The sequence below is a fragment of the Aestuariibaculum lutulentum genome (assembly GCF_032926325.1).
Lineage (GTDB): Bacteria > Bacteroidota > Bacteroidia > Flavobacteriales > Flavobacteriaceae > Aestuariibaculum > Aestuariibaculum lutulentum.
Window position 1 is genome coordinate 1,775,225 of sequence record NZ_CP136709.1, and the last position, 19,061, is coordinate 1,794,285.

The 19,061-nt window shown below is 36.6% G+C and carries 12 protein-coding genes; 11 read left to right on the top strand and 1 reads right to left on the bottom strand.

Annotation, left to right across the window (positions count from 1 at the left end):
* Window positions 1-6 precede the first annotated feature (6 nt).
* The 7 genes from R1X58_RS07605 to queG all read left to right on the top strand — a co-directional run bounded on the left by R1X58_RS07605 (window position 7) and on the right by queG (window position 7,497).
* A complete protein-coding gene (locus R1X58_RS07605) occupies window positions 7-537 on the top strand; it encodes a DUF3341 domain-containing protein (protein ID WP_240575231.1) in 531 nt (176 codons plus the stop codon).
* A gap of 7 nt (window positions 538-544) precedes the next feature.
* Window positions 545-1,093 (top strand): c-type cytochrome, encoded by a 549-nt coding sequence (locus R1X58_RS07610; protein ID WP_240575232.1) that lies wholly within the window; start codon window positions 545-547, stop codon window positions 1,091-1,093.
* Between the two features lie 20 nt (window positions 1,094-1,113).
* The gene (locus tag R1X58_RS07615) at window positions 1,114-2,475 is read left to right on the top strand and encodes a quinol:cytochrome C oxidoreductase (protein WP_240575233.1); all 1,362 of its coding nucleotides are present in this window, start codon (window positions 1,114-1,116) and stop codon (window positions 2,473-2,475) included.
* A 30-nt stretch (window positions 2,476-2,505) separates the two neighbouring features.
* Window positions 2,506-3,570: a cytochrome c oxidase subunit II gene (locus tag R1X58_RS07620; RefSeq protein ID WP_240575243.1), complete on the top strand. Its 1,065-nt coding sequence runs from the start codon at window positions 2,506-2,508 to the stop codon at window positions 3,568-3,570.
* A gap of 34 nt (window positions 3,571-3,604) precedes the next feature.
* Window positions 3,605-5,395 (top strand): cytochrome c oxidase subunit I, encoded by a 1,791-nt coding sequence (locus R1X58_RS07625; RefSeq protein ID WP_240575244.1) that lies wholly within the window; start codon window positions 3,605-3,607, stop codon window positions 5,393-5,395.
* Window positions 5,396-5,506: 111 nt separating this feature from the next.
* A complete protein-coding gene (gene ruvB, locus R1X58_RS07630) occupies window positions 5,507-6,532 on the top strand; it encodes a Holliday junction branch migration DNA helicase RuvB (protein WP_240575245.1) in 1,026 nt (341 codons plus the stop codon).
* Between the two features lie 38 nt (window positions 6,533-6,570).
* Window positions 6,571-7,497: a tRNA epoxyqueuosine(34) reductase QueG gene (gene queG / locus R1X58_RS07635; protein WP_240575246.1), complete on the top strand. Its 927-nt coding sequence runs from the start codon at window positions 6,571-6,573 to the stop codon at window positions 7,495-7,497.
* A gap of 27 nt (window positions 7,498-7,524) precedes the next feature.
* On the opposite strand, the gene R1X58_RS07640 is transcribed toward queG, so the two are convergent.
* Window positions 7,525-7,842 (bottom strand): MotA/TolQ/ExbB proton channel family protein, encoded by a 318-nt coding sequence (locus tag R1X58_RS07640; protein ID WP_240575247.1) that lies wholly within the window; start codon window positions 7,840-7,842, stop codon window positions 7,525-7,527.
* Window positions 7,843-7,994: 152 nt separating this feature from the next.
* Here R1X58_RS07640 and R1X58_RS07645 point away from each other — a divergent pair, with 152 nt between their 5' ends.
* From R1X58_RS07645 to sov, 4 genes are all read left to right on the top strand, one after another.
* A complete protein-coding gene (locus tag R1X58_RS07645; RefSeq protein ID WP_240575248.1) occupies window positions 7,995-8,696 on the top strand; it encodes a LytTR family DNA-binding domain-containing protein in 702 nt (233 codons plus the stop codon).
* Window positions 8,697-8,838: 142 nt separating this feature from the next.
* Entirely contained in the window at window positions 8,839-11,136 is a 2,298-nt protein-coding gene (locus R1X58_RS07650) for an NADP-dependent malic enzyme (protein WP_240575249.1), read from the top strand.
* Window positions 11,137-11,189: 53 nt separating this feature from the next.
* The gene (gene ruvA, locus R1X58_RS07655) at window positions 11,190-11,771 is read left to right on the top strand and encodes a Holliday junction branch migration protein RuvA (RefSeq protein WP_240575251.1); all 582 of its coding nucleotides are present in this window, start codon (window positions 11,190-11,192) and stop codon (window positions 11,769-11,771) included.
* A gap of 25 nt (window positions 11,772-11,796) precedes the next feature.
* The gene (gene sov / locus R1X58_RS07660) at window positions 11,797-19,044 is read left to right on the top strand and encodes a T9SS outer membrane translocon Sov/SprA (RefSeq protein ID WP_449500949.1); all 7,248 of its coding nucleotides are present in this window, start codon (window positions 11,797-11,799) and stop codon (window positions 19,042-19,044) included.
* The last annotated feature ends 17 nt before the right edge of the window (window positions 19,045-19,061 follow it).

Consider the following 19,061-nt stretch of genomic DNA (forward strand, 5'->3'; position numbering starts at 1 on the left):
TAAACAATGGAAGCATCTAAAGTAATTCACGCTATTTATAATGATGACGATATTTTAATGTCGGCTGTAAAAAAGGTTAAGGCAGCAAAATATCACATTGACGAAGTATATACACCGTTTCCGGTTCACGGACTAGATAAAGCTATGGGATTAGCTCCAACGCGTATTGCTATTACAGCATTTTTATACGGATTGGTAGGTTTAACAGTAGCGATCACTATGATGAATTTCATCATGATTGAAGACTGGCCACAAAACATTGGTGGTAAACCAAGTTTTAGCTTTATTGAAAATATGCCGGCTTTCGTACCAATTATGTTTGAGTTAACGGTATTTTTTGCAGCTCACTTAATGGTAATTACGTTTTACTTACGTAGTAGAATGTGGCCATTTAAAAATGCTGAAAACCCAGATCCAAGAACAACAGACGATCATTTCTTAATGGAAATCTCTGTTAACGGTAACGAAGAAGCATTACAAAGTTTACTAAGTGAAACTGGAGCAGTAGAAATTAATTTAATTGATAAAGCGCATTAAGATAAAGATGAAGAGCTTAATTAAAATATTAGCAGTAGCAGTTGTTTTAGTAGCTGTATCATGTAAAAAGGATACAGCACCAAACTACCAATTCATGCCAAATATGTATGAATCTGTAGGCTATGAAACATATAGCGAATCGGCTGCATTTAAAAACGGAGTAGAAGCACAATTACCAGTAGCAGGTACTATAGCTAGAGGATTTGTTCCTTTCGATATTGAAAATTCTACAGAGGGATACGAATTAGCTAAAGCCAATTTAGTTAGTCCTTTAGATTCTACTCAGGTTGATTTAGAAAGAGGAAAAGCGCTTTACGATATTTACTGTGGTATTTGTCACGGTAATAAAGGTGACGGTCAAGGTAACTTAGTAAAACGTGAAAAAATATTAGGTATACCAAACTACGCCGATAGAGAGATTACAGCAGGAAGTATTTACCACACTATTTATTACGGTAAAAATGCTATGGGTTCTTACGCTAATCAAATCAATGAAGAAGAGCGTTGGCAAGTAGTTTCATACGTGTTAAAATTAAGAGCTGATTTAGTAAAGTAAGAAGATAAGATTATATAGATATGTACACATTTTCAAATAAATTAAAGACATTTTCTATCATTCTAATGGTTTTAGGATTGTTAGGTGTTGGATATGGTTTTATGACATCTCATAAATCTTTAGACGAAGTAAAAACTATGCTTGCTGAAGAGGCATCACATCACGGTGGTGGTCATGGTGAAGAAGCTACTCACGCAGTAGCCGATACTCATGATGCTCATGGAGAGGCAGTACACGGAGAAGTTGCTCACGCTGAAGATGCGCACCACGGTGACGCTCACGCAGAGCACGTTCAACACCAAATAGCAAACCGTCCTTGGTCTGCTTTGTATGTTGGAGCTTTCTTTTTTATGATGATTGGTTTAGGCGTTTTAGCCTTCTATGCGATTCAAATTGCATCACAAGCAGGATGGTCTCCAGTATTATTCAGAGTTATGGAAGCAATCACTGCTTACGTATTACCTGGAGCTTTAATTGTATTAGCGATTGCTATTGCATCTGGTACAATTGGTCACTACAACCTTTTCATTTGGATGGATCCAGAAGTGGTTGCTCATGATGAATTAATTCAAGGAAAATCAGGTTGGTTAAACTTACCAATGTTTGCTGTTAGAGGTTTAGTATTTATTGCAGGATGGGCTTTATACCGTCACTTTGCTCGTAAATTCTCTATCGCTCAGGATAACGCACAGTATAACACGAACTTTAAGAAATCATTCCGTATCGCTGCGGCATTCTTAGTATTCTTTATCTATTCAGAATCTATGATGTCTTGGGATTGGGTAATGAGTGTTGATCCACACTGGTTCTCTACATTATTTGGATGGTATGTATTTGCAAGTATGTTTGTAAGTGGTATTACAGTTATCGCTTTAATGAGCATCTACTTAAAATCTAAAGGATACTTAGAATTTGTAAACGCAAACCACTTACACGATGTGGCTAAGTTTATGTTCGCTATTAGTATTTTCTGGACATACTTATGGTTCTCTCAATTCATGCTTATCTGGTACTCTAACATTCCAGAAGAGGTAACATACTTTATAACTCGTATAAACGATTATAAATTACCATTCTTCGGTATGGTTGCGCTTAACTTCATCTTCCCAGTATTATTATTGATGAATGCTGATTTTAAACGCGTGCCTTGGTTTGTGGTAATGACAGGTATCGTAATCTTATTTGGTCACTACGTTGACATTTTCAATATGATTATGCCTGCTACAGTTGGAGATAGATGGTTTATAGGAATTCCAGAAATCGGTTCAATATTATTATTCGGAGGTTTATTCATATTTGTTGTTTTCACCGCTTTAACAAAAGCACCGTTATTAGCAAAAGGATATCCTTTAATCAAAGAAAGTGAAGATTTCCATTATTAATTAAGATATAAATAAAGACGAACGATAACAATGACTGCTTTATTAACAATTATAGTATTAGTATTTATTCTGGTTGCCATCTGGCAAATGGTAAAGATTTTCGATTTGGCTCAGGCTTCATCGGAATGTGGCCAAGTAGCTACCGATAAGGACAACAAAATAAATGCTTATTTAATGATGGGCTTCTTAGCCTTCATTTATATCATTACCATTGTATGTATAGTTAAATGGGGAGATTTACCTTTACTATCTAACTCTGCTTCAGAACATGGTCCAACAATCGATAACTTAATGGCTATTTCGTTAGTTATCATATTCTTTGTTCAAACTATAACCCAATTTTTATTACACTATTTCGCATTTAAATATAAAGGTGAAAAAGGTAAAAAAGCGTTATTCTTTGCAGATAACAATAAGTTAGAGGCTATTTGGACAATCATTCCTGTAATTGTTTTAGCAGGTTTAATTATCTACGGATTGAATACTTGGGTTAACATTATGGGTGTTGACGAAAGTGATGACCCGATGGTAGTTGAATTATACGCTCAGCAGTTTAACTGGACAGCGCGTTATGCTGGTCAGGATAACACGTTAGGAAAAGCTAACGTACGTTTAATTGATATCGACAGAGCTAACGTTTTAGGTTTAGATGAAGCTGATCCTAATGCTCAAGATGATATCATTACTAAAGAATTACACTTACCTGTTGGAAAACCGGTATTATTTAAAATGCGTTCTCAAGACGTATTACACTCGGCTTACATGCCACACTTTAGAGCACAAATGAACTGTGTTCCTGGGATGATTACTCAGTTCGGATTTACTCCAACTGTAACAAGCGAGGAAATGAGACTAAACCCTGATATGGTTGAAAAAGTTGCAAACATCAACAAAATCAGAGTAGAAAAAAGTGAAGAATTGGTTGCTAAAGGAGAGGATGCTTTAGATCGCTACGAGTTTGATTACTTATTAATTTGTAACAAAATTTGTGGTAAATCTCACTACAATATGCAAATGAAAATTGTTGTTGAAACTCAAGAAGAATTTGACGCTTGGATTAAAGAGCAAAAGGAATTTAAAAATTCTCTTAACTAATCAATTAATAAAAAGATAAATACGATATAAGATTATGTCAGCACACGCAGATACTCACGCTCACGACGACCACGGACATCATCATAAAGAGACCTTCATGACGAAGTATATCTTTAGTATGGACCACAAGATGATTGCTAAGCAGTACCTTATTACTGGTACTATCATGGGAGTTATTGGGATTTTAATGTCTATGATGTTCCGTATGCAGATTGCATGGCCTGAAGAGCCAAACGTATTGTTTGAAGCTTTATTAGGTAAATGGGCTCCTGAAGGTGTAATGGATGCCGATATATATTTAGCATTAGTTACCATTCACGGTACCATCATGGTATTCTTTGTATTAACAGCAGGATTAAGTGGTACATTCAGTAACTTATTAATTCCGTTGCAAATTGGTGCTCGTGATATGGCATCAGGATTCTTAAACATGGTGTCTTACTGGTTATTCTTCTTATCTAGTATCATCATGGTAATTTCTTTATTTGTTGAAGCTGGACCAGCTGCTGCAGGTTGGACAATCTATCCTCCGTTAAGTGCTTTACCAATGGCGCAGGGTGGTTCTGGTATGGGTATGACCTTATGGTTAGTAGCTATGGCTATCTTTATTGCTTCTTCGTTGTTAGGATCATTAAACTATGTGGTTACTGTACTTAACTTACGTACAAAAGGTATGACCATGACAAGATTGCCTTTAACTATCTGGGCTTTCTTCATTACAGCTGTAATTGGTATCGTATCGTTCCCGGTATTATTATCCGCAGCCTTATTATTAATCATGGATAGAAGTTTTGGTACATCATTCTTCTTATCAGATATATTTATTCAAGGTGAAGTATTACACTACCACGGTGGTTCACCAGTATTATTCGAACACTTATTCTGGTTCTTAGGTCACCCGGAGGTATATATTGTTATTTTACCTGCGATGGGACTTGTGTCAGAGATTATGGCATCTAACTCACGTAAACCAATCTTTGGTTACCGTGCGATGATTGCTTCTATATTAGCAATTGCATTCTTATCTACGATTGTATGGGGTCACCACATGTTCGTATCAGGTATGAATCCATTCTTAGGATCTGTGTTTACATTCACAACCTTATTAATTGCGATTCCATCAGCAGTAAAAGCCTTCAACTGGATTACAACCATCTGGAAAGGTAACTTACAAATGAATCCAGCTATGTTATTCTCTATTGGTTTCGTATCTACGTTTATCACCGGAGGTTTAACAGGGATTATTTTAGGAGATTCTGCTTTAGATATTAACGTTCACGATACATATTTCGTTGTGGCTCACTTCCACTTAGTAATGGGTATCTCTGCACTTTACGGTATGTTTGCTGGTATTTACCACTGGTACCCTAAAATGTTCGGACGTATGTTAAACAAAAACTTAGGATACATTCACTTCTGGATTACTGCAGTATGTGCTTATGGTGTATTCTTCCCAATGCACTTTATCGGAATGGCTGGTTTACCACGTCGTTACTACACAAACAGTAACTTCCCGTTATTCGATGATTTAGCAGACGTAAATGTTATTATCACTGTATTCGCATTAGTTGGTGGTGTGGTTCAAATCATTTACTTATACAACTTCTTTATCAGTATTTTCTACGGAAAGAAAGCAACTCAAAACCCTTGGAAATCGACTACGTTGGAGTGGACAACTCCAGTAGAGCACATCCACGGAAATTGGCCAGGAGAGATTCCTACGGTATACCGTTGGGCTTACGATTACAGTAAACCAGGTCATGATGTTGACTTCGTTCCGCAAAACGTTCCTTTAAAGGATGGTGAAGAAGAACTTCAACACTAAGACAAACCATATTTAAATACCAAAAAGCCTTTCTAAATTTAGAAAGGCTTTTTCTTTATATTTGCTTATGCCGAGGTGCTTTCGGTATCTTTGCATTACAGATAGATGACTATGAATGAAAATTTAGATCCTACAAACGAACACTTTTCACCTGAAGAACTTGATGTTGAAAGAAAGTTAAGACCGCTTAGTTTTGGCGATTTTACAGGTCAGGATCAGGTGTTGGAAAACTTACAGGTTTTTGTTCAGGCTGCTAATATGCGTGATGAAGCTTTAGATCACACCTTGTTTCACGGACCCCCAGGATTGGGTAAAACGACTTTAGCACATATTCTGGCTAACGAACTTAATGTAGGGATTAAAGTAACTTCTGGGCCAGTTTTAGACAAGCCAGGGGATTTGGCCGGATTGTTAACGAATCTTGACGAACGTGATGTGTTGTTTATTGATGAGATTCACCGATTAAGCCCTATAGTTGAAGAGTATTTATATTCGGCTATGGAGGATTATAAAATTGATATCATGATCGAATCTGGGCCAAACGCAAGAACCGTTCAAATTAATTTGAATCCTTTTACTTTGGTTGGAGCTACTACCCGTTCTGGTTTACTAACCTCACCGATGCGTGCTCGTTTTGGAATCCAAAGTCGATTACAGTATTATAACACTGAATTACTATCAACCATTATAGAACGTAGTGCATCCATTTTAAATGTGCCTATTAGTATGGAAGCAGCTATAGAAATTGCAGGACGTAGTCGAGGAACACCTCGTATAGCGAATGCTTTATTGCGTCGTGTTCGTGATTTTGCTCAGATAAAGGGCGATGGACGTATCGATATTAAAATAGCAAAGTTTGCTTTACAGGCTCTGAATGTTGACGCCCATGGATTGGATGAAATGGATAATAAAATCTTAACCACAATTATCGATAAGTTTAAAGGTGGTCCTGTTGGCATTACAACTTTAGCAACTGCGGTAAGTGAAAGTGCAGAAACCATTGAAGAAGTTTACGAGCCGTTTTTAATTCAACAAGGGTTTATTATGCGTACACCTCGAGGTCGTGAAGTTACTGAAGCAGCCTATAAGCATCTAGGCCGTGTTCGTGGATCGGTACAAGGCGGTTTATTTGAATAGTAATGTCATCCTGAACTCGTTTCAGGATCTGTATACAAATGAGTTCTAAATTAAAACACACACAACTTATAAAAACCGAAGCCAAACGCCTCGGTTTTTTATCTTGTGGTATTAGCCAGGCTGGTTTTCTCGAAGCTGAAGCACCGCGTTTAGAACGTTGGTTAAATAAGCAAATGCATGGTGAAATGCATTACATGGAAAATCATTTCGACAAGCGCCTCGATCCAACGAAACTTGTTGAAGGTTCCAAAAGTGTCATTTCATTATTACTTAATTATTATCCCGAAAATACTCAAATAGATTCTGAAGCTCCAAAAATTAGTAAATATGCTTACGGTACTGATTATCATTTTGTAATTAAAGACAAATTAAAACAGCTCCTTAGTTTTATTCATGAAGAAATAGGAGAGGTTGATGGTCGTGCCTTTGTCGATTCCGCTCCGGTATTAGATAAAGCCTGGGCGGCAAAAAGTGGCTTAGGCTGGATTGGCAAAAACAGTAATTTACTAACCCAACAGGTAGGGTCCTTTTATTTTATAGCTGAATTAATTGTGGATTTAGAATTGGAATATGATTCTGTAACCACCGACCATTGCGGTACCTGCACTAAATGTATAGATGCCTGCCCTACACAGGCCATAACGGAACCTTTTGTTGTTGATGGTAGTAAATGTATTTCCTATTTCACTATCGAATTAAAAGATAATATACCTAATGAATTTAAAGGACAATTTGACAACTGGATGTTTGGTTGCGATGTGTGTCAGGATGTATGTCCATGGAACCGATTTTCAAAAGCCCACAACGAACCTTTATTCAATCCGCACCCCGAATTATTAAGCATGACTAAAAAAGACTGGGAAGAGATTACCCAGGAAGTTTTCAGTGAAATATTTAAAAAATCTGCAGTAAAGCGTACCAAATTTTCTGGATTAAAACGAAACATTGACTTTTTAAAACCTTAAAAAGTCAATGTTCTATTTTACCGATTGTTATTTGATTAATTTTTGTTTATTAATCAAGCTTAAAATAACAGAGATAATATAAATCAGCAATCCGTACATAGTTGTAATGGAGCTGACTTTTAAACCACCAGCCATCATTTCCTGACTCACTTGTCCCATTTGTTCAATACCTTTAAAGGCACTGTAAAGTCCGATAATTTGTCCTAAAATACCGAATGAAAGGGCTAAAACTCCAATGTCCTTTATCCATTCCGGGAATTTAACGAAACAAACAATAACAGCAAGTAGCAAAACGGTAAGGATGGTCATAAATAATGTACCTCCTTCATAAAATAAATTCAACATAATTTTTTGTTTTAAGTTTACCCTTAAAAGTATCTATAAAACACAGTTTCGGACGATGTTATAAACCGTTCTGGTGTTGTAAAATCCCTTTCTAAGGTAAAACATTAACCGTTAAGAAAGCAATTCAAACAGAATTATTATAATTTTAGGCTATGAATAAACATCTTTTATTTAAAATTGGGTATTGGCTAATAGCCTCCGTTTTAATCGCCTTGTTGTTGCAAAATTCAATTGTTAATTTTTGGAATGCCTGGTTAATTGCTTTGTTTTTTTTGCCTGCAGCTTTAATCGTAAAATTTGGAGTTGAAAGGGCTAATCTTCTTAAAGGTGTTAAAAAGTGGATCCGCTATTTTTATATTGCTATGTTGTCACTGTATTGGGGATATATTGCTATAGCAGTTGCTTACTGGTATTTTCTTGAACTTAAAGCAGATTTGTTAGACAAGGTTTTAATAAGCCCTGTGTTTATTTGGTTAATAATTGGCTTCTTCGTGTTGTTAGAGTTTATGTTTTTCAAAAAGGTGCAACCAAAAGAGCAGGAAACCATTACCATTTACAGCGACAGAAAAAAAACGACAATTAATATTGAGAACTTGGCATATATTGAAAGCCGAGGCGAGTTTACTCTGGCAGTTCTAGTGGATGGTAAAGAATTTAAAAACAATATGAGAATATCAGAATGGAAACAACGTCTTAATGGGTTTCTTCGCATTCATCGTTCATTTTTAGTTAATCCCCGTTATGCTACTTTAAATGGAAATGAAGTTGTTGTTAATGCCCAATGGAATTTTCCAATTTCACGAACTTATAAACAACAAGTATTAAGTTATTTTGAAAATTCCGTTCAATTATAAAGTTTTACATATCGATTTCATTGAAGATTAAATAGTGATATAATATGTTTTTTAGCTAAAAAAGTACCATTAAAAACTTAAAAGATTCAAGGCTTACCTAATATAGTATTACTATCTTTGCTTTTAGTTAACTTATTAATTTATGAGCGAAGAAAGTAAACGCAGAGAGGCACTTATATATCACGCAAAACCTACTCCAGGTAAAATTAAAGTAGTTCCAACCAAAAAATATGCAACACAAAGAGATTTATCTCTGGCATATTCTCCAGGGGTTGCAGAACCGTGTTTAGAAATTGAGAAAGACAAAAACAATGCTTATAAATATACAGCGAAAGGAAATTTAGTCGCTGTAATTTCCAATGGTACAGCAGTTTTAGGGCTTGGAAATATTGGTCCAGAGGCTTCTAAGCCAGTAATGGAAGGAAAAGGCTTGTTATTTAAAATATTTGCAGATATTGATGTATTCGATATTGAAGTCGATACAGAGGATGTCGATAAGTTTATTGAAACTGTAAAAAATATTGCTCCAACTTTTGGAGGAATCAATCTTGAAGATATTAAAGCTCCGGGTGCGTTTGAAATCGAACGCCGATTAAAGGAAGAGCTTGATATTCCTGTAATGCATGATGACCAGCATGGTACAGCTATTATTTCGGCGGCAGCCTTAATTAATGCTTTAGAATTAACAGGAAGAAAAATTGAAGAGGCAAAAATCGTAATTAGTGGTGCCGGTGCAGCAGCGATTTCATGTTCTCGTTTATACCAGGCTTTTGGTGCTAAACGTGAGAATATGGTTATGCTGGATAGTAAAGGTGTTATTCGTGACGATAGAGAAAACTTATCTTCAGAAAAGGCTGAGTTCGCGACGCATAGAAAAATTGATACTTTAGAAGAAGCGATGGTAGATTCTGATGTCTTTATTGGTTTATCTATGGCGAACGTATTGTCTCCAGAGATGTTATTATCAATGGCAAACGATCCTATCGTATTTGCTATGGCAAATCCTGATCCGGAGATTAAATACGATTTAGCAATAAAAACACGTAAAGATGTCATTATGGCTACAGGACGTAGTGACCATCCTAATCAGGTAAATAATGTACTTGGTTTCCCATTTATTTTCAGAGGTGCGTTAGATGTTCGTGCAACTAAAATTAATGAAGAAATGAAGATGGCTGCGGTTGAGGCTCTAGCGCGTTTAGCTAAAGAACCGGTGCCAGAGCAGGTAAATATTGCTTACGGAGAAACTAAATTAACTTTCGGTAAAGAATATATCATTCCGAAACCATTCGATCCGCGTTTAATTGTTGAAGTACCACCAGCTGTAGCTAAAGCTGCTATGGAAAGTGGTGTGGCAAAAGAACCTATCACCGATTGGGAAGAATATCAGGATAAGTTACGCGAGCGTTTAGGTTCCGATAACAAAATGGTACGTTTGTTATTGAACAGAGCGAAGTTAGATCCAAAACGTGTGGTGTTTGCTGAGGCAGATCAGCTACCGGTTTTAAAAGCTGCACAAATAGCTTACGAAGAAGGCATTGCGATTCCAATTTTATTAGGAAGAAAAGAAGCAATTCAGGCATTGATGGCTGAAATTGAATTTGATGCTGAAGATATTTTAATCATCGATCCTAAAACAGAAGAAGAAAACGAAAGAAAGGATAGATACGCTAAAGTATACTGGGAACAACGCAAACGTCGTGGTGTCACTTATTATTCGGCACAACGTTTAATGCGTGAGCGTAATTACTTTGCAGCTATGATGGTTAACGAAGGTGATGCTGATGCTTTGATTACAGGTTATTCAAGAAGTTATCCAACAGTTGTGAAGCCAATGTTAGAGTTAATAGGTATGGCTGATGGCGTAAGACGTGTGGCAACTACCAATATGATGATGACCAAACGTGGTCCATTATTCTTAAGTGATACCTCTATCAATATTGATCCGGATACTAAAACGTTAACCAAAATTGCGCAAATGACTTCGCAGGTGGTTAAAATGTTTGGATTAACACCGGTAATGGCGATGACTTCATATTCTAATTTTGGGTCTTCATCAGATCCAAGAGCGTCAAAAGTTCGTGATGCTGTAGCGTATTTACACCGTTATTATCCGGATATGATTGTAGATGGAGAATTACAAACAGATTTTGCTTTAAATGCAGATATGCTTAAAGACAAATTCCCATTCTCTAAATTGGTTGACAGAAAGGTAAACACCTTGATTTTCCCAACCTTGGATTCGGCTAACATTACGTATAAACTTTTAAAGGAGTTAAACGAGGCAGATTCTATTGGACCAATCATGATGGGTATGCGTAAACCTGTTCATATTCTTCAGTTTGGTGCTAGTGTAGACGAAATTGTAAACATGACAGCAATAGCGGTCGTTGACGCACAACAAAAGGAAAAACAGGAGAAGGAAAAGCAAAGTTTATAGTCATTCCATTCTAAATAATTTTACTACATTTGGGATGAAACCTATTGCTATAAATGATTACACATATTCAAGGGAAACTTGTAGAGAAAAACTTAACCGATGTTGTTATAGATTGTAACGGTGTTGGCTATTTATTAAACATTTCACTACATACGTATTCCGAAATTCCAGATAAAGAATTTTTAAAGTTATATACACACCTACAAATTAAAGAAGACGCCCATACCTTGTATGGGTTTTCTTCTTTGATAGAACGTGAAGTGTTCAGGTTGCTTATATCGGTTAGCGGTATTGGAGCAAGTATTGCCCGTACCATGTTATCCTCCTTGACTTCCAAGCAGGTTATTGAAGGGATTGCAGGTGAAGATGTGGCTTTAATTCAGTCTATAAAAGGTATTGGAGCGAAGACAGCACAGCGTGTTATCATCGACTTAAAGGATAAAGTTCTTAAAATTTACGATATTGGCGAAGTTTCTGTCTCTAAAGACAATACCAACAAAGATGAAGCGTTATCTGCTTTAGAGGTTCTTGGTTATGTGAGAAAGCAGGCAGAGCGTGTTGTAGACAAGATTTTAAAAGCAGAACCAGAAGCAACCGTAGAAAACATAATCAAGCAGGCTTTAAAAAATTTATAATTCGATTTTGAACATAACTAACCTTATTTCTAAAAAATCAAACTACAGGCGTACGCATGAACGCTACAAAAGCTTTTTGTTAGCTTTTGCATTATTATTTTCAGTAGTACTTTGGGCTCAGGAGCCAGATTCATTAAAAACAGGTTTTAACTTAGGAACCATTAAGACTGCCGATCCGGAAAGTATCGAGTCTAAATACACTTATGATCCTGTTACCAATCGTTATATCTATACCGAAAAGATAGGTAATTATAATATAAAGTATCCGGTAATCTTAACACCAAAAGAGTATTATGATTTGGTGGCAAAGGAGAGCTTAAGAGAATACTACAAGCAAAAGATTGATGCTTTCGATGGTAAAAAAGAAGGAGAAGAAGAAGCTCAAAAGAACTTACTTCCCGAATTCTATGTTAAATCTGGACTTTTTGAAAGTATTTTTGGGAGTGGAGATATTGAAGTAGTTCCGCAAGGGTCTGTGGAAATGGATTTAGGTGTGCTCTTTTCAAAGCAGGATAACCCGACATTTTCTCCGCGAAATAGAAGTAATTTCACTTTTGATTTCGACCAGCGTATCAGTTTGAGTTTATTAGGAAAAGTGGGAACACGTTTGCAGATTAATGCGAATTACGATACGCAATCGACTTTCGATTTTCAGAATCTAATCAAATTAGAATACACGCCTACAGAAGACGATATCATTCAAAAAATAGAAGTCGGTAACGTTAATATGCCATTAAACAGTTCCTTAATTACAGGTGCTCAAAGTTTATTTGGTGTTAAAACACAATTGCAATTTGGAAGAACAACCGTTACCGCGGTATTTTCCGAACAAAAATCTGAAGCTAACAGAGTCGTTGCTCAAGGCGGAGGAACCTTAGAAGAGTTTGAATTATTCATTCGTGATTACGACGAAAACCGACACTTCTTCTTATCTCAGTACTTTAGAGAAAATTACGATAGAGCATTAGAGAATTACCCATTCATTAATAACCGAGGCTTACAAATTACAAGACTTGAAGTTTGGGTAACCAACCGAAGTAATAAAACTGATAACGTTAGAAATATTGTTGCGCTTCAGGATTTAGGGGAAACCGATAAAGTGGCGTCTACAGTTAATGTGTTTGCTACGCCCGGAGCTTTTCCAGATAATGAAAATAATGCTTTCGATCCTACCAACATTGGTGGCGCTAATTCACAGTTAAATTCAGGTATTCGTGATGTTTCTACAGTTCAATCTGGTTTTAATATTTCAGGAGTAAACGAAGGATTCGACTATGCGAAACTGGAAAATGCTAGAAAGTTAGTTAATGGTCAGGAATATACATACAATAGTCAGTTGGGGTATATTTCATTAAATCAACGTTTAAATAATGACGAGGTACTTGCTGTTGCTTTTCAGTATACTGTTGGCGGACAAGTGTATCAGGTTGGGGAATTTGCAAACGATGGAGTTGATGCTACCGACGTTACGACAAACAGTTCTGGTCAGGTTACCAATGTGGTAAATACGAACCTGGTATTAAAATTATTAAAAAGTAGTGTTACCAATGTAACGCAGCCAATCTGGGACTTAATGATGAAAAACGTCTACGATACCGGCGCATACAATTTAAGTCAGGAAGATTTTAAATTAAATATTTTCTACAACGAAGCATCGCCGTTAAACTACATTAAACCGGTTAGTGGAAGTTTTGCTAAAGACATTTACGGGAATCCTGTAACAGGGAGTACCCCTGAAGAAGCACAATTACAAAATATTCCTTTATTACGCGTATTTAATTTAGACAAACTCAATTATAATAACGATCCGCAAACCAATGGTGACGGATTCTTCGATTTCGTTTCCGGTATAACTGTTATTCCGCAAAACGGTAAAATTATATTCACCAGTGCCGAACCTTTTGGGGAGTACTTATTTAAGGTTTTAGGAGATGGTGATTATACAAACGAAGCAAGTTATAACGACGATCAGAAAAAGTATGTCTACAACGTACTTTATAACAGTACCAAGACAGCTGCATTAGAACAGGTTGAAAAGAATAAATTCAAATTAAAAGGACGTTATAAATCGAGCGGAAGCGATGGTATTCCTATAGGGTCATTTAATGTGCCTCGTGGTTCTGTAAAGGTTACCGCTGGTGGTCGTGTGTTAGTTGAAGGTATCGACTATACGGTAAACTATCAGTTGGGACGTGTTCAAATTTTAGATGAAGCTTTAAAGGCATCGAATACACCTATTGAAGTATCGACAGAAAACAACGCGGTGTTCGGACAACAAACCAAACGTTTTACCGGTATTAACATTGAACATAAATTCAATGAAAACTTTGTGTTGGGCGGAACACTTTTAAATTTAAATGAACGCCCGATTACCCAAAAAGCCAATTACGGTTCAGAGCCTATAAATAATACCATTTTTGGTTTCAACGGAAATTACGCAACCAAAGTACCTTTCTTTACACGATTGGTAAATAAGTTGCCTAATATTGATACCGATGTAGAGTCGAATTTATCATTACGTGGTGAGTTTGCATATCTGGCTCCGGGAGCTCCAAAAGGAACTAATCTAAATGGAGAAGCAACATCGTATATTGATGACTTTGAAGGAACACAAAACAGTATCGATTTAAAATCGCAGCAATCGTGGTTTTTATCAAGTAGACCGTTGGAACTGAATGTTGCCACAAACCCTAACGAAGATCAAAACGGGATTCAGAATGGTTATCAGAGAGCGATGCTTAACTGGTATAACATCGATCCTATTTTTTATAGCGCACAGCGACCAAATGGTATATCAGACAACGATTTATCGAGTTTATACACGAGTCGCGTGTTTATTCAGGAGTTGTATCCAGAAAGAGATTTGGTTCAAGGACAAAATTCGGTTTTAAATACATTAGATTTAGCATACTATCCAACCGAGCGTGGACCATATAACTTTGATCCAACGACGACTAATAATGTAATTAATAATCCGCAGGATTCCTGGGCAGGGATTACACGTCAGTTAACGTCAACCGATTTTGAACAACAAAATGTGGAATATATCGAGTTCTGGTTGCAGGATCCGTTTCAGGAAAATACAGCGAATCCAGGAGGAACACTGGTATTCAACTTAGGAAACATTTCAGAGGATATCATAAAAGATGGTAAAAAGTTATATGAGAATGGTCTTCCAAAGGATGGTGATGTAAGTTTACTTAATCCAACTGAGTGGGGAACTGTGGCGCCTTTAAACCAGTCTTTAATTTATACTTTTGACACTACAGGTCAGGAAAGAGATAATCAGGATGTGGGATATGATGGTTATGATGATGCGGAAGAGCTTGCTATTTTTGGATCTAACTTTGGCGATGACCCTTCAAACGATAACTACACCTATTTCTTAAATGCCGAAGGAGGTATTTTTGAACGTTATAAAAAGTACAACGGAGTAGAAGGAAATACGCCTGATACATTCTCAAATACCGACCGCGGGGCTAATACCCAACCAGATGTCGAGGATGTGAATCGAGATAACACGATGAATACTATCGATAGTTATTTTGAGTATGCTCTTGAAATTACCAGACAAAACTTACCGGAATCGAAAGCCGATTTTGATAATCTTCCGAGTTCAAATCCGCTTAAGGAGTTTTTAAGAGATTTTAAAGAACGACCAAGATCATTGCCAAATGGCGATAGCAAAAATGTACGATGGTATCAGTTCAGAATACCAATTAACGTGCCTTTAGAAAAGTTTGACGATACTAATGTTTCAGAATACAAACGTTATGGGGGTATTACCGATTTCCGTTCTATTCGTTTCACCCGTGTGTATTTAAAAGATTTCGTTCAGCCAACGGTATTCCGTTTCGGTTCGTTAGAATTGGTGCGTAGCGAATGGCGTCGTTATACTCAGGCTTTAGATAAGAACGACCCAACACCTGAAGATTCACAAACCGATTTTTCAGTGGGTGTAATTGGAACCATTGAAAACGAAGGTAGCTACCAACGTCCGCCAGGTATCGAGCCAGAACAATTATTCAATAATAACACGGTTATCGATCAAAATGAGCAATCGTTAGTTGTTAAAGTTTGTAATCTTGAAGCTGAAGATTCTAAAGCGGTTTATAAAAATATAAGTATAGACATGCGTCAGTTTAAACGTCTTAGAATGTTTATTCATGCTGAAGACGGCGAAGATGGTGTTGGGAATTTAACTGATAATGATATTGTTGGTTTCATTAGAATGGGTAACGACCTTACCGAAAACTTCTACCAGATTGAAATTCCTTTACAGGTGTCTACGTCTTCATCACGAGAAGGTATCTGGCCAGAAGCCAATGAGATTAACTTACCTATCGAAATTTTAGGAAGAATAAAAGCTCAGGGTATTGCCGATATGACATTGAGCAATGAAGATCCAACGTTTTACGATGTTATTAATGGAGAAATTAGCGCTGTTGCCGATCCGTATTCAGGGTATGTTTCCGGACAACATCGTGTTGGAGTAAAAGGAAATCCAAACTTTGGAGATATCAGAACTCTTATGGTTGGGGTTAAAAACGCTACAAGTAGTAACGATGTTTGTGCTGAGGTTTGGTTCAATGAGTTGCGTTTATCTGATATGGATAACGAAGGTGGTTGGGCAGCTATTGTTAGTATGGACACCAACCTTGCCGATTTCATGAATATTAGTGCTACAGGTAGACAAAGTACGTCTGGTTTTGGTGGCATCGAGCAAGGACCTAGTCAGCGTAGTCTGGAAGATGTGAAGCAATACGATGTGGTTACGAATATTAACGTAGGGCAGTTATTACCAAAACAGTGGGGTATTCAGGTGCCATTTAACTATGCACAAAGTGAAGAGTTAATCACTCCAAAATATGATCAGTATTATGAAGATTTAACTTTAGAATCGAGATTGGATGCAGCTGAAACAAGTGCAGATAGAGATCGTATTAAAGAACAATCGGAAGATTATACTAAGCGTCAAAGTATCAACTTTATTGGTGTTCGTAAGATAAAAACCAACGAAGAAGAGAAACCACATTTTTACGATGTAGAAAACCTGACCTTGAACTACTCGTATAATAAGGTTGAGCACAGAGATTTTGAGATTGAAAATTCGGTTAATAAAACGGTACGTGCCGGAGCGAATTATGCTTATAATTTTGAACCATTCCGTATCGAACCATTTAAAAAGAATGATTCGTTATTTACTGGGAAATACTGGAAATTATTAAAAGATTTCAATCTTAATTTATTGCCATCAAGCTTTACGGTAAATACAGATATTAACAGACAGTTTAACCGTCAGAAATACAGAGAGGTTGAATTAGGCGCTGGAAATATTGGCGTGGAAGAACTGTTTAGAAGAAACTATATGTTCGATTTTCAGTATACCATAAATTATAATTTAACGGATGCGTTGAGTTTCAATTTCACCGCTGCCAATAACAATATTGTACGTAACTATTTTAAGAATACCATAGCCGGAGAGCAGTTACAGGATCCGAGTTTAGATGTTTGGGATGGTTTCTTCGATTTTGGAGATCCTAACCGTCAAATGCAAAACTTGGGTGTAACCTACGAGGTACCGATTAATAAAATTCCGGCCTTAAGTTTTATTAGTGCCACTTATCAGTATAATGCAAACTTTCAATGGCAAAAAGGATCTGATTTGTATGGAGAGTTAGAAGTTGATGGCGTGACTTACGATTTAGGTAATACGGTACAAAATGCCAATACGCATAACATCAATTCAAGTTTCGACATGAATAGATTGTATAGAGAATTAGGTTTGGTTAAAAAGCCAATAGCTCGTACAAGTAACTCTAATACCAATAGAAACAATCCTCCTGGTACGCAACAAAATCAACCAAAGAAAAACAGTCAGGCAGGAACAAAAGCATTAAATACAGGTATTGATCTTTTAACAGCTGTTAAACGTATTCAGATAAACTATTCAGAGAATAACGGTACGTTCTTACCGGGGTATTTACAAACACCTGGTTTTATTGGAACCTTAAAACCAACTGTTGGTTTCACGTTTGGTAGTCAAAGCGATGTGCGATATATGGCGGCCAGAAAAGGATGGTTGACCGTTTTTCCAGAGTTTAATCAGCAGTATTCAACAACCAATACAAAACAGTTAGATATCTCGGCAAGTTTAGAGCCTTTAAGAGATTTAAAGATAGACTTGGTTGGTAACCGTGCCTACTACGATAATTATACAGAGAATTACCGAGTAAATAATATTGGAGGCGAGTATGAATACGAATCGTTAACACCTAACAATTTTGGTAACTTTAATATTTCTACTGTATTAATTAAGACAGCGTTTAGTTCAAGTGATGAAAACTCAAGTGCAGCGTTCAACGATTTCAGAGCAAACCGTTTAACCATTGCAAGACGTTTAGCTCAGGACAAAGGTGTTGATATTACAGATGTAGATACAGACGGATTCCCTAAAGGATTTGGAAAAAATAGTCAGGCGGTATTATTACCAGCATTTTTAGCCGCTTATTCAGGTCAGGATGCAGGGAAAGTGAAAACATCTGCGTTTAGAGATATGCCAATTCCTAACTGGGATTTAAAGTATACCGGATTCATGAAGTTTACCTGGTTTAAAAAGAATTTTAAACGTTTCTCTTTAACGCATGGGTACCGTTCAACTTATACAATTAATCAATTCCAATCGAATTTAGATTATGTAAAACCTGATTTTAGTGTAGCATACGATAGCCAGCCGGCTGATGTTAAAAATCAGTCAGGGAATTATAAGAACGAAACCTTATACAGTAACATTAACTTAACCGAGATGTTTAGTCCGTTAGTGCGTATTGATTTCGAAATGAAAAACTCAGTTAAAATCTTAGCTGAAATTAAACGCGACAGACTACTATCTTTAAGTTTCGATAATAATTTAATGACCGAAGTTCAGGGTAAAGAATATGTGATTGGGCTAGGGTATCGAATTAAAGACTTAAGAATAAATTCTAATCTGGCTGGTCCAAGTAAGCGCATTATAAGTGATCTGAATATGAAAGCCGATATTTCGGTAAGAGATAATAAAACCATTATTAGATATCTCGATTTGGAAAACAATCAGGTAACATCTGGTCAAACCATCTGGGGACTTAAATATTCGGCCGATTATGCTTTCAGTAAAAACCTAACCGGTATTTTCTATTTCGATTATGCGTTTTCAGATTATGCGATTAGTACAGCCTTCCCGCAAACAACAATTCGATCAGGTTTTACCCTTCGATATAATTTTGGGAATTAACACAATAAGTGTTTGAA

What these genes read in the sequence shown, in the direction of transcription:
- ruvB (WP_240575245.1), top strand. Translation starts at nt 5,507, where the DNA reads ATGAATGAAAATTTAGATCCTACAAACGAACACTTTTCACCTGAAGAA.
- R1X58_RS07645 (WP_240575248.1), top strand. Translation starts at nt 7,995, where the DNA reads ATGAATAAACATCTTTTATTTAAAATTGGGTATTGGCTAATAGCCTCC.
- R1X58_RS07610 (WP_240575232.1), top strand. Translation starts at nt 545, where the DNA reads ATGAAGAGCTTAATTAAAATATTAGCAGTAGCAGTTGTTTTAGTAGCT.
- ruvA (WP_240575251.1), top strand. Translation starts at nt 11,190, where the DNA reads ATGATTACACATATTCAAGGGAAACTTGTAGAGAAAAACTTAACCGAT.
- R1X58_RS07615 (WP_240575233.1), top strand. Translation starts at nt 1,114, where the DNA reads ATGTACACATTTTCAAATAAATTAAAGACATTTTCTATCATTCTAATG.
- R1X58_RS07640 (WP_240575247.1), bottom strand. Translation starts at nt 7,842, where the DNA reads ATGTTGAATTTATTTTATGAAGGAGGTACATTATTTATGACCATCCTT.
- R1X58_RS07605 (WP_240575231.1), top strand. Translation starts at nt 7, where the DNA reads ATGGAAGCATCTAAAGTAATTCACGCTATTTATAATGATGACGATATT.
- R1X58_RS07650 (WP_240575249.1), top strand. Translation starts at nt 8,839, where the DNA reads ATGAGCGAAGAAAGTAAACGCAGAGAGGCACTTATATATCACGCAAAA.
- queG (WP_240575246.1), top strand. Translation starts at nt 6,571, where the DNA reads ATGAGTTCTAAATTAAAACACACACAACTTATAAAAACCGAAGCCAAA.
- R1X58_RS07625 (WP_240575244.1), top strand. Translation starts at nt 3,605, where the DNA reads ATGTCAGCACACGCAGATACTCACGCTCACGACGACCACGGACATCAT.
- R1X58_RS07620 (WP_240575243.1), top strand. Translation starts at nt 2,506, where the DNA reads ATGACTGCTTTATTAACAATTATAGTATTAGTATTTATTCTGGTTGCC.